Raw genomic sequence first — 14,574 nt, 5'->3', positions numbered from 1 at the left:
ACACGCTAGATTTCAGGTATGTCAGAGCTCTGTCAACGTCATGCATCCAGTGTCGTTTCCGAACATCTGGAGTACTTCCCGGCGGTTCTCATTGAAGGCGCGCGCCAAGTTGGCAAGAGCACCATGGCCAGGGCCCTGTTCAAGGAAGGCGAATCCAAGTACCTGACCTTGGATGACGAAGCGACACGCGATGCCGCAATTGCCGACCCCGCAGGATTTGTGGACAGCTTTCCCGAAGGAACGCTCATCATCGATGAAATCCAGCGCCTGCCGGAACTGACGCTCGCCATCAAGGCAAGCATCGACCGTGATCGGCGCCCTGGCCGTTTTCTGCTGACGGGATCGTCCTCCTTGCTCCGCGTCAGAGGCACACAGGACAGTCTCGCCGACCGCGTCATCCGAATCTCAATGATGGGCCTAAGCCAAGGGGAGCTGGCTGGTGTTCGTGAGGACTTTGCGGCCGTGGGCACCACCCCCGAAGTTCTGGAGAAAATCCCCGGATTCACCAGCAAACTGATTCGCTCCGACTACATAGATTTCTGTGCAGCCGGCAGCTATCCGGAAGCGCTCGGCTTGCCTCCTCGGATGGCAAACCAATGGAGAGACAACTACCTGGACAGCATCGTTCGCCGCGACCTGCCTGAACTCCAAAAATCAGTCAGCTCCGAGCGCGTTTTCTCGATCCTCCGATTGCTCGCCGGCGCCCAGTCCAACGAATTGGTCAGGTCGAGGTTGGCGGAGGACTCCGGGATTCCTGCCTCAACCGTGGCTTCATATCTTGACCTCATCAACGACGTCCAGCTCTTTGGGACGCTGAGTCCTTGGACCCCGAACCTGCGCGCGCGGGAAGTCAATCGCCCAAAAATTGTTGTCCTCGACTCCGGGTTGGCGGTGAGACTTTCGCGCATCACCGGCGAACAGCTCCAGAACCTCAATTACCAAGAGGCCTTCGGACGGTTCCTGGAAGGTTTCGTGGTCGCGGAGCTCCTCAAGCAAAAGACCTGGTCCGAGAGGGACTTTGAGCTTTTCCATTATCGTGACCGTAACGGGCTTGAAGTCGACATCATCTTGGAGTTCGACGATGGCCGTATTCTGGCGTTGGGAATCAAGGCCTCCACGTCATTCAACTCCCGGCAGTTCCAAGGTCTGGCTGCGCTTCGTGACGATTTGGGAGACCGTTTCATCGGGGGAATCGTATTGAACACCGGGGCCGAGGGATATCGATATTCCCAAAAGCTCTGGGGGCTTCCTGTTTCTGCCCTCTGGCAGTGCGGGAGCCTGACTTAGGCACAAGCACGACAAGCCCAGCGTTTCAACGAGTTGCCCCGGGACAGCCTCGGTTTTCTTGACCGCCCGCACCGTGGCGGAGAACACTCGAGGCTAGTGAACACGATAATTCCGAAACCGAGGACGGCTTGATGGAACACGAACTTGATCTGATTGTCATTGGATGGGGCAAGGGCGGAAAAACCCTGGCCGGGACCATTGCCCGCGCCGGGCAACGCGTGGCCATCGTCGAGGCCTCGTCCCGGATGTATGGCGGAACCTGCATCAACATCGGCTGTGTTCCCACCAAGGCCCTGATCCACGACGCGGAAACCCGCACCGGCAACGGGTTCGACCCCGGCTACTTCGACACCGCCGTGGCCCGCCGGGACAAGCTCACCGCCGCCATGCGGGCCAAGAACTTCTCCATGCTCGATGACCTCGACTCGGTCATGACCATCACCGGACGGGCCACCTTCATCGGCCCGCGGCGCATCAGGATCCAGGCCGGGGAAGAGACCCTGGAGCTGGGTGCCAAACGGGTCATCATCAACACCGGAGCCGTGCCACAGGTCCCGGACCTCGGCGGCGTGCGCATCGGCGGGCGGATCCACGACTCCACCACGCTGCAGCACGCGCCGTTGCCCGCATCGCTGGTGGTCGTCGGCGGCGGATATGTCGGCACGGAGTTCGCATCCATGTTCGCGCACTTCGGATCGAAGGTCACGGTGCTGGATCGCGGGCCCCGGGCGTTGAAGAAGGAAGACGAAGACGTGGCCGCCGAGGTCCTCGGCTCGCTTGGAGATGTGGGCGTGGAGGTCCGCACCGGCGCCAGCGTGCAGCGCATCGAACAGGACGCCGGCAGCGCCCGGGTTTCCTACGTGCAAGATGGCCAGACACGCGAGATCGAGGCCGAGGCGGTGCTCATCGCCCTGGGCCGCACCCCGGCCACGGACGGGCTGGATCTGGCAGCCGCGGGCATCGAGCTCACGGATTCCGGGGCCATCAAGGTCGACGAGCACCTTCGCACCACCGCCGAGGGCGTGTATGCGCTGGGCGACGTGAACGGCGGACCCCAGTTCACCTACGTTTCCCTGGATGACAACAGGATTGTCGCCGACGCGATCCTGGGGACCGGGACTCGTTCCACCGCGGACCGTGTTGCGGTTCCCTCCACCATCTTCACCACCCCGCCGTTGGCACGCGTCGGGCTCAGCGAGGAGGCGGCCCGGGCCCGGGGCCTGGACATCAAGGTCGCCGTCAAGAAGGTCGCCGAGATCGCCGCGATGCCGCGGCCCAAGATCGTGGGCGATCCCCGCGGCATCATCAAGTTCGTGGTCGATGCCAACACGGACCTGGTCCTTGGGGCCGCTCTGATGCACGTGGATTCGCAGGAGGTCATCAACCTGGTCGCCCTGGCCATGCGCCAGAAGGTCAACTCTGCCGCGTTGCGCGATTCGATCTTCACCCACCCTTCATCCACCGAGGCGCTGAACGAGGTGCTCGGGACCTTCAGCAGGTAGGGCCGCCGGGTTGCTCCGGCAGCTCGATACTGTGCCGGGAAGCTCCAGACCATAAGATGGGTACGTGCAAGACCTGCTGACCAGCCTGGGCCCGGCACTCGACCTCATTGGGTGGGTGGCGTTGATTGCCGCGGCCGGATTCTATGGCTTTGCCTTGGCCGAACGCCGCCGGGATGCGGAATGGAAGACCGCCGACTATGAGATCGCGGTGCTTGAGGGCCAGGAATGCCTGGTATTCCACACCGCCGACGGCACCGTGCGCAGCGAGCTGCTGGTGCTGGAAAGCCCCCGGGCGCCCGAGGGCGAGGCCCTGGTGTACTACCGGGAGGACAAGACCGGATCCTGGCAGCTGGAAAAGCCCCGTTCACAGGTGCGCTTCCTGTATTGGACCGCAGCGGCACTGGTTGCCGGCTTTGTCCTCAGCAAGGTCCTTGGCATCATTGCCCACCTGTAACTAGGCGACGGGAAGCTCCAGGGCGATGATCCTCGAGTCCGCGCCCTCGTTGGTGGCCACCCACAATTCATCCCCCACCACCAGCACGTCGCGCAGCCGGCCTTCCTGGCCGGAGAGCAGCTCCCGGGCTCCCGGAAGCGTTCCGCCGGCGGGCGGCTCCCCGGCCGGCAGCGGAAACTCCCACAGCCGCTCGCCGCGCAGGCAGCCCACATAGGCAATGTCCCCGGCAATGGCCAGCGCACTCGGTGATGCGTCGGCGGTGCTGGGCCACACATGGATCGGGTCGACAAAACGCGCATCGCGGGCCACCCCGGTGACAAACGGCCACCCGTAGTTCCTGCCAGGCTCGATCAGGTTCACTTCGTCGTTCTTCTCCGGGCCCAGCTCGCTGGCCCAGAGCCGGCCGCTCGAATCCCATCCGAGACCCTGCACATTGCGGTGCCCGTAGGAATACACCGGGGAACCGGCAAAGGGGTTGGCCTTCGGGATGCCTCCGTCCGGTTTGATGCGCAGGATCTTGCCGTTGAGCCGTGTCGGGTCCTGGGCCGCCTGCTGGTCGGTGGCATCCCCGGCGCCGATGTAGAGCAGTCCGTCCGGGCCCTGCTTGATGCGCCCGCCGTTGTGGATGGTGGCCCTGGGGATGCCGACCAGGATGTCCTCGACCGGCCCGACCCCGGAATCCTGCAACGGCATGCGCACCACCCGGTTGTCGGTTTCGGTGCCCAGGTAGGCGTAGAGCCATTCAACCTCGCCGGATGCGGCGATGATCTCCAGCCCCAGCAGCCCCGCTTCGCCGCCGGCGACGACCTGGGGCAGATGCACCAAGGGCGTGAGGTTCCCGTCGGGGGAGAGGCTCAGTATCCGGGCGGTGTCGCGCTCGGAGACCAGGATGCGCCCGTCCTTGGCCCGGACCATGGACCAGGGGGTGTCAAGGCCGGTGGCCTGGAGTATTTTCCGGGGACCGGTGCCGGTGGGCGCGGGGCCGGGCGTTGCCGTGCCGATGAGGTTCTGCGGCCGGGAACATCCGGCCAGGGCGGCCAGGCCCAAGGCCCCGCCAAGGGCCAGCACCGTGCGGCGATCCATCCGGGGGCCTGCCGTGGGCCCGTGAGCCGTCATGGTCTCGAGTCTAGTGCGCACCCTGGGCCGCGCGGAAGGAGAGGAGACGGCGAAGGGCCCGGGCCATCGACGGACACAGCGGAGTTGAGCGGTGTCCCGGACGGCCCGGGCCCCTGGAGCAGGTGCTGTGTGGCTACTTCTTCGCGGTCAGCGAGTCCACCCATTCCTGGTTTTCGGAGATCCACTTATCCACGATCGGAGCGTAGTCCTGGGTTTCGTCCTGGTTGAACATGGCGTTTTCCAGGGAGAACAGGAGCTCATCGTCCATCTTGAAGTCCTTCATCCAACCCGCCAGGGTGGGGAAGTCTTCCTTGAAGGTGAGGCTGCCGTAGGTGCTGATCTTCTCGGCGTCGCCCAACGTGCCCTTGGGGTCCTCGAGGTCCTTGAGCGGGAACGCGTCGTAGGCCCAGTGCGGACGCCACAGGGTCACCAGGATGTTGTCCCCGGCGGTGGTCGACTTCTTCAGCTCGGTCAGCATGGCCGTGGTCGAGGAGGTCACGAAGTCCATCTTCTCCAGGCCGTACTGCGGGATGACGCGTTCGTTCACTGCCTTGGTCAGGCCCGCACCCGGGTCGATGCCCACGATGCGGTTGTTGAACATGTCGGCCTTGCCGGCGAGCTCGTCCAGCGAGGTGATGTCCGCGTCCTTGTTCACCGCAATGGTCAGCTTGGCGTTTTCATTCCAGGTGCCAAGCTCCTGCATCTTGTCGCCGTACTTTTCCAGGTACTGGGCGTGGGTCTCCGGGAGCCACACGTCCATGGTCATGTCGAAGTCGCCGGTGGTGATGCCCGTGAAGACCGGCGCTGCATCGGCGGTGGTCAGCGTGACGTCATAGCCCTGCTTGTCCAGGATGCGCTCCCACAGGTTGGACACGGCGATGCCTTCGTCCCAGCCGGCGAAGACGCCAATGGTCAGTTCCTTCTTGTCTCCGGTGTCGCCCCCGGAAGACGCCGCCGCCCCGGTGGAGTCGCCTGACCCGCAAGCGGTCAGGGCGAGTGCCGAGGCCGCAGCCACGGCCAGCAATGATACGAGTTTTTTCCTCATGGTTCGTGCCTTTCTTGGTGGCCCCTTACGTTCACGGGGCCACAGATTGGTGAATGGTTATGCAGCTACGAGGGTCTTTTTCCTGCTCAGCGACGCGGTGACGCGATCAAGGAAGATCGCCAGGATGACCACGGAGAGCCCGGATTCCACGCCCAGCGGGGTGTTCAACCCGGTCAACGCCGAGTAGACGGCGCCACCCAGGCCGCCGGCGCCGACCATGCCGGCGATGACCACCATGGACAGCGAGAGCATGATGATCTGGTTGATGCCGGCCATGATGGTGGGCATGGCAAGCGGGATCTGGATCTGGCGCAGGATGCGCATCGGCGAGGCGCCGAAGGCCTGTCCGGCCTCCACGACTTCGCTGTCGACCGAGCGGATGCCCAGCTCGGTGAAGCGGGCACCGGGTGCCAGGGCAAAGACGATGGTCGCCACGATGCCCGGGACCGGTCCGATACCCAGCAAGAGCAGCACCGGGATCAGGTACACGAACGCCGGCATGGTCTGCAGGAAGTCCATCACGGGTTTCACGGTGCCGGAGACCGCCGTGGACTTGGCTGCACCGATGCCCAGCGGGACGGAGATGACCACGGCGATCACCGACGCCACCAGGACCAGGGCCAGGGAATGCATGGCGTTGGTCCATTGGTCCATGCCATAGATCAGCAGGAACCCGACAACGCTGCCCACGGCCAGCTTCCAGCCCTTGAGCCAGAAGGCCAGGGCGGAGAGCACGAGGATGATGACCCAGAAGGGCGGGGTCGTCAATAGCCAGTCGAGCCCGTTGTAGAACTGCGCGAAGAAGGCCTTGATGCCGTCGAAGAAGGCGCCGAGGTTTGCGATGACCCAGTCAAGGGCGATCTCGGCCCATTTGCCGACGGGGATCCGGAACAAGTCGTCCATTAAAGAATGCCTCCCATTTCACCGGCTGATTCCCCGGCGAAGATTCCTGGCCGTTTGCTGCCGTCGTCGCTTCCCGCGGTCTGCCCCGGGACGAGGATTTCCATCGAGCTGGTGGACGAGGGCACATTGCCCAGGGCCGCCAGCAGGGTCGCCCGGGCCACGGCGCCGACCAGGCGCCCCTCCTCATCGACGACCGGCAGCGGGGTGCTGCTTTCGACAGCGCGGCCGAACAGGTCGTTGAGTGCGGTTTCGGTGGAGATCGCGTCCTCTTCCCGTGTCAGGATCTCGGTGAGGTCCGAGGCTCCGCGGTCGACCAGGGCCATGACCTCGCGGTCGGTGACGATGCCGCGGAACTTGCGGTGGCGGTCGATGACAAATGCCCCGGAGGTCTGCTGCTGGCGCATGGTCAGCAGTGCCGCTCGGGCGCCGCCACTGATGCTGACCACGGCACGCGGGTTTTCCATGACGCTGCCGGCGGTGAGCACGCGGGTGCGGTCCACGTCGCGGACGAAGGATGCCACGTATTCGGTCGCCGGGTGGGTGAGGATCTCGTCGGGGGTGCCGATCTGCACGATTTCCCCGTCGCGCATCACCGCAATGCGGTCCCCGAGGAACATGGCCTCGTTCAGGTCGTGGGTGATGAAGATGATGGTCTTGCCCATGTCCGCCTGGAGCGAGGCAAGCTGCTCCTGCATGTCGCGGCGGATCAGCGGGTCCAGGGCGGAGAATGCCTCGTCCATGAGCAGGATGTCGGTTTCCGAGCATAACGCCCGGGCCAGCCCGACGCGCTGCTGCATGCCGCCGGAGAGCTGCGAGGGATACTTGTCGCCCCAGCCTGTCAGCCCCACGGTGTCGAGCATCTTGGTGGCCAGCTCCGTGCGCTTCTTCTTGTCCACGCCCTGGATCTCCAGGGCGTAGGCGGCATTCTCGAGCACCGTGCGGTGCGGCAGCAATGCGAAGTGCTGGAACACCATGGAGATGCTCTTTTGCCTGACTTCGCGCAGGCGTTTTCCGGAGATCTTGGAAATGTCGATGTCGCCGATGTGGACCGAACCGCTGGTCATTGGCCATAAGCCATTGAGCATCCGGATCAACGTCGACTTGCCCGATCCGGACAGGCCCATGACGACGAAGATTTCGCCCGGTTTGACCTCAAACGATGCGTCGATGACGGCTGCGGTTCCCATGGCCGCAACGTCCTGGCGCGATTGTCCGTCCTTGAGCGCTTTCACAGCTTCCTGGGGCCTACGTCCAAACACCTTGTAGGCGTTTGCGACACGTAGGGCCGGTGAAGCCGTCCCTGGTGCTGAATTCATGCGAGGTTCCGTCCACGTGCCGCGCGGAATATCCGGCCACACGATTTGTGCATTCTTGTTCACTTGGCCGTTGCCCTCGGCTGGTGAGCCTCGTGCAACCGGATGAGACGTAGATCCCCCCACGCTAACAGCTGGTTTCTTGAATATCGCGGAATTTCGGGCGGATTCGGGGTTTTGGGTTCGTGCTATTTTCGTATTTCCCGCGTAATGGCGGCGAAGCATCGGCGTTACTGCATCGTGATGTCTGTGATCCAAAGAGTTCGACTCCTCGGCGGTTTGGTGCCTTATGCACCCATGCCTCAGGCAGCTGCCGGTCGCGATTTAAGAAAGATTATCCACCTTTCATATGTGGATAATTGAAGATTCAATCTCATATGGAATATTTCGGTTCGCCCCCGGGTTCGGTGTCGGGTGGCGGCCCGGCGGTTGGGTCGTTGGGCCAAAGCGCGGGATGATGGAATCACACCCTTTTCTTATTTCCATCTCTTTCGCGGAACGTGCGGAAGCGGTGGGGCACCCCAGGAGGCACCCCCATGAGCGAGGCAATCAATATCGGTTCCGTCGACAGCATCGAGGAAGGCGAGGCCATCGTGATCCCGTCCGAGGACAACGGCACGAAGGACGACATCGCCGTGTTCCATGCGGAGGACGGGAACTTCTACGCCATCAACGACGAGTGCACCCACGAGACCGCATCGCTGGCTGATGGCTGGATCGAAGGCGTCGAGGTCGAGTGCCCGGTTCATGCTGCCAAGTTCTGCCTCAAGTCCGGTGCGGCACTTTGCCTGCCGGCCACGGTGGCTGCCCGCACGCACAAAATCGAGGTCAAGGACGGGGAACTGCTGCTCTACCCCGACACCCCGGCCGTCTAGGCGCGGTGGCCCAAGGGGTCCGTCCGGGTGGTGGCAGGAGCTTGTTCCTGGCACCACCCGGACGGACCCCTTTCCCGTTGGCGGGCGCAGGAGGTGCGAAGCGGTGCGGTGCCGACCGGCCGCGGTGATGGGCGATGTTACACCGACCTCGTTGAACGGTGTTCAATGAATGTGTAATGTGATCCGGGAATCATTGAACGGTGTTCAATGGGTTGTTCGGGCCGCCAACGCATGGCCCGGTTCCGCTGGCACCGCCGAGAAATGCCCGACCGGAAGGCCCCTCCATGACCACGACCAACACCATCCCCGCACCCGCCGCAGCTGCCTCCGCCGCCGCCGGGATCCTGGATGCCGCCGACCTGGCCGCGCGCATCGATGCCGGTCACCGGCTCACCACCGATGAAGCGCTCGCCGTCCTGCGGGCCCCGGACGAGGCCACCCTCGGGCTGGTCGCCGCGGCCGGAACCCTGCGCCGCAAGCACTTCGGCAACACCGTGAAGGTCAACTACCTGGTGAACCTCAAGTCCGGGCTCTGCCCCGAGGACTGCACCTACTGTTCCCAGCGCCTGGGCTCCAAGGCCGAGATCCTCAAGTACACCTGGCTCAAGCCCGACGAAGCCGTGCACCAGGCCGGACTCGGCATAGCCGGCGGCGCCTCGCGTGTGTGCATGGTCGCCTCCGGCAAGGGGCCCAGCGACCGCGACGTGGACCGCGTGGCCACCATGATCGGCCAGATCAAGGATGAACACCCGCAGGTGGAGGTCTGTGCCTGCCTGGGAATCCTCAAGGCCGGGCAGGCTGAACGGCTTGCCGCCTCCGGGGCCGATGCCTACAACCACAACCTGAACACCGCAGAGTCCCTCTACCCGGAGATCTGCTCGACCCACACCTTCGCCGAGCGCGTGGACACCGTCGCGGCGGCCAAGGACGCCGGTCTCTCCCCGTGCTCCGGGCTCATCGTGGGCATGGGCGAGACCCCCGCGCAACTCGTCGAGGCCGTCTTCGCGCTGCGCGAGCTGGAAGCCGACTCGATTCCGGTCAACTTCCTGATGCCCTTCGACGGCACCCCGCTGGCCGGGACCTGGCACCTGACCCCGATGGCGTGCCTGCGCATCCTGGCCCTGGTCCGCCTGGCCGCACCCGCCACCGAGCTGCGCATGGCCGGCGGGCGCGAAATGCACCTGCGTTCCCTGCAGTCCACCGCGCTGGCCGTGGCCAACTCCTTGTTCCTCGGCGACTACCTCACCAGTGAGGGCCAGGATGCGCGCCGCGATCTGGAAATGATCTCCGATGCCGGCTACGTGATCCTTGGCCAGGAGGACACCGACCCGGCCGAGCTTGCCGCACGCCTGCGCCACCGGGCCGACGAAGCCCCTGCCGCCAGCGAGGCCCCGGGCTGCGGAAGCGCCTGCGGCTCCGGCTGCGGCGCGGGCGCAACCCTGGGCTGCGGTCCGGTGCACGGCGCCGAACCGGTGCTGCGCCGCCGCGGTGCCGGAACCGGCGAAAGCCCCAACGCGTGAGCGCCGCGGCCCACCTCGCGACGCGCGGCCGGGAACTGCTGGCCCGGGACTCCGGGTTGCTCTGGCACCCCTATGCCTCCCTGGACGCCGGGGCCCGCTACGCGGTCACGGGGGCCAACGGCGTGCGGCTCACGCTCGATGACGCTCACGGCACCCACGAGGTCATCGACGGCATGGGCTCCTGGTGGTCGATGGTGCACGGCTACCGCAACCCGGTGCTGGATGCCGCCGCGCACGCGCAGATCGATTCGTTCAGCCACGTGATGTTCGGCGGGTTGACCCACGCCCCGGCCGTGGAACTGGCCGAGCGGCTCGTTGCCATGGCCCCGGGCGACCTGGCCCACGTGTTCCTGGCCGACTCGGGTTCGATCTCCGTGGAGGTCGCGCTCAAGCTCGTGCTGCAATACCAGCATGCCCGCGGGCACCCCGGACGGCAGCGCTTTGCCGCGCTGCGCGGCGGCTACCACGGGGACACCTTCGCCGCGATGGGCGTCTGCGACCCGGTCGACGGCATGCACGCGGCCTTCGCCCGGCCCGGGGCCGAACAGCTCTTCCTGCCCCGGCCCCCGGCCGCCCGGCTGACCGTGGAGGACACCTGGGAATTCGATGCTGCCGAATTTGCAGGCTGGGAAACCGAATCCCGCGCGCTGGCCGCGGCCCATGCCCCGGAACTGGCCGGAATCATTGCCGAGCCGGTCCTGCAGGGCGCCGGGGGCATGTACGTCTACGCCCCCGCGGCGCTGCGCGTGCTGCGCGAGATCGCCGACGAACACGACCTGCTGCTGGTGCTCGATGAGATCGCCACCGGCTTCGGGCGCACCGGCAAGCTGTTTGCCAGCGAATGGGCGGGCGTGGTGCCGGACGTGATGTGCGTGGGCAAGGCGCTGACCGGCGGCTACCTGACCCTGGCCGCGATGCTCTGCACCCCGCAGGTCGCAGGCGCGCTGGGCGGGGCGCACGGCACCGGCACGGCGCTGCTGCACGGGCCCACCTTCATGGGCAACCCGTTGGCCTGCGCGGTGGCCAACGCCTCGCTGGGACTGCTCACCGGATCCGGGGACCCGCACGCCGCCGACGCCCCCTGGCGCGGCCAGGTGGCCGCCCTGGAGACCGGGCTGCTCGAAGCCCTCGCCCCGGCCGCCGCGCTGCCGAACGTGTTGGACGTGCGGGTGCTGGGAGGGGTCGGCGTCATCCAGCTGCACGAGCAGGTGCGCGTCGCGGAGGTGACCGCGGCCGCGGTCCGCCACGGGGCCTGGGTGCGGCCCTTCCGCGATTTGGTCTACGTGATGCCGCCCTACATCAGCAGCGCGGACGAGATCCGGCTGCTGGGCGCAGCCCTGGTCGCGGCGGTGGACCATGTCCACGGATCCTAGCAGCGCCCCGGCCGCCGAAGCGCCCGCGGCGGTTCCGGAGGCGTGGGGGACGTGGCTGGACGGACGGGCACGGGTGCGTGCGGCCCGCGGGCTGCACCGGGTGGAGAGCAGCCGCGGGCAATTGGTGGACCTGGCCTCCAACGACTACCTGGGCCTGGGTGCGCACCCGGCGGTGCGTGCCGCCGCCGGGGAGGCCGCCTCCCGCCACGGGGCCGGTGCCGCCGCCAGCCGCGTGGCCACCGGCACCCTGGCGGTGCACACCGCACTCGAGGAGGCGCTGTGCGACTACACCGGCAGGGCCGCAGCGCTGGTGTTTTCCAGTGGCTACACCGCGAACCTCGGGGTCCTGCAGGCCCTGGGCGGACCTGGCAGCCATTTCATCCTCGACGCCCACGCCCACGCCAGCCTGATCGACGGCGCCCGCCTCTCCGGGGCCAGGGTGGCCACCGCCGCCCACAACGACCTCGACGCCGCCAGGGCGCTGCTCGAGGCAAACCGCGATTCGCCGGCACCGGCCCCGCGCGTGGCGCTGGTGCTCGAATCTCTCTACTCGGTGCTGGGGGACGCCGCCGACCTGGCCGCCGCGGCTGCACTGTGCACCGAGTTCGGGGCGCTGCTTCTCATCGACGAGGCCCACTCGCTGGCCACCACGCACACCGGCTCCGCGCTGCGAGCCGCCGGGCTGGCCGGGGCAGGGCACGTCATCGCCACCGCCACGCTCTCCAAGGCCCTGGGCGCCCAGGGCGGTGTGGTGCTGCTGGGCGGGGAAGCGGCGGGGTTGCTGCGCGAGCACCTGGTGAACACCTCCCGCACCTTCCTCTTCGACACCGCGCTGGCCCCGGCCGCGGCCGGCGCCGCACTGGCCGCCCTGGCACTGGCCGACACTCATCTACTGGGACGGCTGGGGCGCAACGCCGCCCTGGTGCACGACACCCTGGCCGCGGTGCCGCACCTGTCCGGGCGCATCGAGCGGGGTGCCGGCGCGGTGCACTCGATCACCATGGCCGACGCCGCCACCGCGGTGCGCACCGCCGCAGCCCTGCGCGCCCGCGGCATCGCCGTGGCCTGCTTCCGGCCCCCGTCCGTGCCCGACGGGGTGTCCCGACTGCGGATCACCGCCCACGCCAACCACCACCGGCGCGAGCTGCTCGCCGCCCTGCACACCATTGCCGCCACCATCCTGAAGGAAGAATCATGAGTTGTCCCTTTGCCGGGTCCACGGCCGTTGCCCCGACGCCCGTGCCGCTGGCCACGGCACTGCCCGACGCCTACCCCGAGGTGGTCAACAACCGCTACCGCAGCATCGAGGACCCCGCCCTGGTGCGCCGGATCCTGCAACGCCCCGAGGACTTCACCCCGGCCAACGCCCTTGACACCGCCATCGACCTGGAACCGGCGGCCCTGCGCATCCTGGCCGCCGAGCGTTTCTTCCTGCCCCCGGTGCTGGCCAGTGCCGGCGGGGCAGCGCACCTGGCGGTCCGCCGCATCGTGGCACGCTTCTTCAGCCCCGCCAGGGTCGCTGCGCAGGCGGAACCCATCCGGGCACGCGTGGCCGGGATCTGCGCCGGGCTGGCTGCCGACTACCGCAACGGCGCCCGCGTCGACCTGGCCGCGCACCTGGCCGCGGCCATCCCGCCCGAGGTCATGGCCCGGCTCACCGGGATCCCGGTCCCGCCCGCCGCCGACCTCAAGGCCTGGAGCCTTGATTCCCTGGAACTCTTCTGGGGCTGGCCCGATGCCGCCCGGCAGCTGGAACTTGCCGCCAGCGCCGCCGGATTCCACGCCTGGCTGCGCACCTCGGTCGCGCAGGCCGTGGCCCGCGACGACGGAAACCTCTATGCGGCGCTGCACCAGGGCGGGGTGGACCTGGACCGGATCCGCTCGCTGGGCTACTTCCTGACCATTGCCGGGCAGGAGACCACCGCGATGCTGATCTCCACGACGCTGGCCGCCGCGCTGCACGAAGGCCGCTGGGAATCCTGCGCGCAGGAAACCGCAGCCGCGGAGCTGGTCGCCCAGTCGCTGGCGCGAGCCTCCTCGGTGCCGACCTGGCGCCGGGTGGCGCGGGCCGACATCGAGCTGGACGGTGGGCGCTTTGCCGCCGGGGAGCAGCTGGTGCTCCGGCTCTCGGGCGGGGCCCTGATGGAGGGCCGGGACGACGATTCGCTGGCCTTCGGGTACGGGATCCACCGCTGCCTCGGCGCCGCGCTGGCACGGCTGGAAACCGAGGTGGTGCTGCACACCGCGGCCCGCGCGTTGCCGGGGCTCGAACCGGCCGGCGGGGAGCCGGAATGGATGCACCTGCTCTCCTTCCAGTGGCCGCGCACCGTGTTCAGCTCGCGGCCGGGTGCGGGGGTGGCGGCATGATCATCGCCGTCACCGGAACCGACACCGACGTCGGCAAGACCGTGCTCACCGCGGCCCTGGCCGCCGAAGCCCTGGATGCGGGGCATTCGGTGGCCATCTACAAGCCCACTCAAACCGGCGTGGAACCCGGGCAGGACGGCGACGTGCACGCGATCGGGAACTGGCTGGGGAACCCGCCGCAGCTCACCGTGTCCGAGGGCGTGCGGCTGAAAGATCCGATGGCGCCGGTGGATGCCGCGCTGCACTCCGGGGGACCTGCCGCAGCCGCGGCGCTGCCCACCCTGGCCGACCACCTGCGCCGCGCCCGGGCCCTGGCCAAGTGGCACGATGTGCTGCTCATCGAGGGTGCCGGCGGCCTGCTGGTGTCCCTGACCCTGGCCGGGGACACCATCGCGGATATGGCCCGCGGGCTGGGTGCCCGGCTGGTGGTGGCCACCCGCCCGGACCTGGGGACGTTGAACCACACGGCGCTGACCCTGGAAGCCGCCGCGGCGCGCGGCTTTGCCCGCGGCGTGCTGGTGCCGGGAAGCTTCCCGGTCGAGCCCACCGCGCTGCAGCAGCGGAACCGGACGAACTTGCGCGCGCTGGCCGGGCGCCACGGCTGGGCGTGGGCCGAGGGGCCGCCGGCCGGGGCAGTGGCCAACCCGGCGCGCAGACAACGGATCCTGCACGCGGCGGGCCGGAAGCTGGCCCCGGTGCTCGACGAAGCGCCGCTGCAGGTTGCCCCGGACACCACGGACGGACGTACCGGCTTTGTGCCGGAGCCCGCCCACGCGGGATGATGGGAGAGCAGCAGCCAGGCACAAGGTTGTGCCGGCC

At 67.5% G+C, this 14,574-nt stretch carries 13 protein-coding genes; 9 read left to right on the top strand and 4 right to left on the bottom strand.

Translation table 11 applies throughout. The features are described 5' to 3' along the window. Nucleotides 1-18: 18 nt before the first annotated feature. From DQ353_RS13630 to DQ353_RS13620, 3 genes are all read left to right on the top strand, one after another. The gene (locus DQ353_RS13630) at nt 19-1,287 is read left to right on the top strand and encodes an ATP-binding protein (protein WP_113763281.1); all 1,269 of its coding nucleotides are present in this window, start codon (nt 19-21) and stop codon (nt 1,285-1,287) included. Between the two features lie 131 nt (nt 1,288-1,418). Next, nucleotides 1,419-2,789, top strand: coding sequence for an FAD-dependent oxidoreductase (locus tag DQ353_RS13625; RefSeq protein WP_113763280.1), 1,371 nt, complete (start codon nt 1,419-1,421; stop codon nt 2,787-2,789). 64 nt (nt 2,790-2,853) lie between these two features. Continuing rightward, entirely contained in the window at nt 2,854-3,243 is a 390-nt protein-coding gene (locus DQ353_RS13620) for a hypothetical protein (protein ID WP_113763279.1), read from the top strand. Here DQ353_RS13620 and DQ353_RS13615 read toward each other — a convergent pair whose 3' ends face one another. The 4 genes from DQ353_RS13615 to DQ353_RS13600 form a co-directional block, all read right to left on the bottom strand. Then, a complete protein-coding gene (locus DQ353_RS13615) occupies nt 3,244-4,359 on the bottom strand; it encodes a PQQ-dependent sugar dehydrogenase (RefSeq protein ID WP_113763278.1) in 1,116 nt (371 codons plus the stop codon). Nucleotides 4,360-4,492: 133 nt separating this feature from the next. After that, nucleotides 4,493-5,404 (bottom strand): glycine betaine ABC transporter substrate-binding protein, encoded by a 912-nt coding sequence (locus tag DQ353_RS13610; protein WP_113763277.1) that lies wholly within the window; start codon nt 5,402-5,404, stop codon nt 4,493-4,495. 57 nt (nt 5,405-5,461) lie between these two features. Continuing rightward, entirely contained in the window at nt 5,462-6,307 is an 846-nt protein-coding gene (locus DQ353_RS13605; protein ID WP_113763276.1) for an ABC transporter permease, read from the bottom strand. Beyond that, nucleotides 6,307-7,494: a quaternary amine ABC transporter ATP-binding protein gene (locus DQ353_RS13600; RefSeq protein WP_113763308.1), complete on the bottom strand. Its 1,188-nt coding sequence runs from the start codon at nt 7,492-7,494 to the stop codon at nt 6,307-6,309. Before DQ353_RS13600 ends, DQ353_RS13605 begins: the two co-directional genes overlap by 1 nt. A gap of 662 nt (nt 7,495-8,156) precedes the next feature. On the opposite strand from DQ353_RS13600, the gene DQ353_RS13595 reads away from it, so the two are divergent. From DQ353_RS13595 to bioD, 6 genes are all read left to right on the top strand, one after another. Then, nucleotides 8,157-8,495 (top strand): bifunctional 3-phenylpropionate/cinnamic acid dioxygenase ferredoxin subunit, encoded by a 339-nt coding sequence (locus tag DQ353_RS13595; protein ID WP_113763275.1) that lies wholly within the window; start codon nt 8,157-8,159, stop codon nt 8,493-8,495. Between the two features lie 284 nt (nt 8,496-8,779). Continuing rightward, nucleotides 8,780-10,015 (top strand): biotin synthase BioB, encoded by a 1,236-nt coding sequence (gene bioB / locus DQ353_RS13590; protein WP_286166814.1) that lies wholly within the window; start codon nt 8,780-8,782, stop codon nt 10,013-10,015. Further along, nucleotides 10,012-11,388: an adenosylmethionine--8-amino-7-oxononanoate transaminase gene (gene bioA, locus DQ353_RS13585; RefSeq protein ID WP_113763274.1), complete on the top strand. Its 1,377-nt coding sequence runs from the start codon at nt 10,012-10,014 to the stop codon at nt 11,386-11,388. Before bioB ends, bioA begins: the two co-directional genes overlap by 4 nt. After that, nucleotides 11,372-12,586, top strand: a complete 1,215-nt coding sequence (locus DQ353_RS13580; protein WP_113763273.1) for an aminotransferase class I/II-fold pyridoxal phosphate-dependent enzyme — start codon at nt 11,372-11,374, stop codon at nt 12,584-12,586. The genes bioA and DQ353_RS13580 overlap by 17 nt, the downstream gene beginning before the upstream one ends. Next, complete coding sequence (locus tag DQ353_RS13575) at nt 12,583-13,755, top strand: cytochrome P450 (RefSeq protein ID WP_113763272.1); 1,173 nt, start codon at nt 12,583-12,585, stop codon at nt 13,753-13,755. The genes DQ353_RS13580 and DQ353_RS13575 overlap by 4 nt, the downstream gene beginning before the upstream one ends. After that, a complete protein-coding gene (gene bioD, locus DQ353_RS13570; RefSeq protein ID WP_113763306.1) occupies nt 13,752-14,537 on the top strand; it encodes a dethiobiotin synthase in 786 nt (261 codons plus the stop codon). The genes DQ353_RS13575 and bioD overlap by 4 nt, the downstream gene beginning before the upstream one ends. Nucleotides 14,538-14,574 lie beyond the last annotated feature (37 nt).

This window comes from Arthrobacter sp. AQ5-05 (genome assembly GCF_003287975.1).
Lineage (GTDB): Bacteria > Actinomycetota > Actinomycetes > Actinomycetales > Micrococcaceae > Paeniglutamicibacter.
The sequence above is the reverse complement of the archived record's forward strand: the minus strand, read 5'-3'. Positions and strand labels throughout refer to the sequence as shown.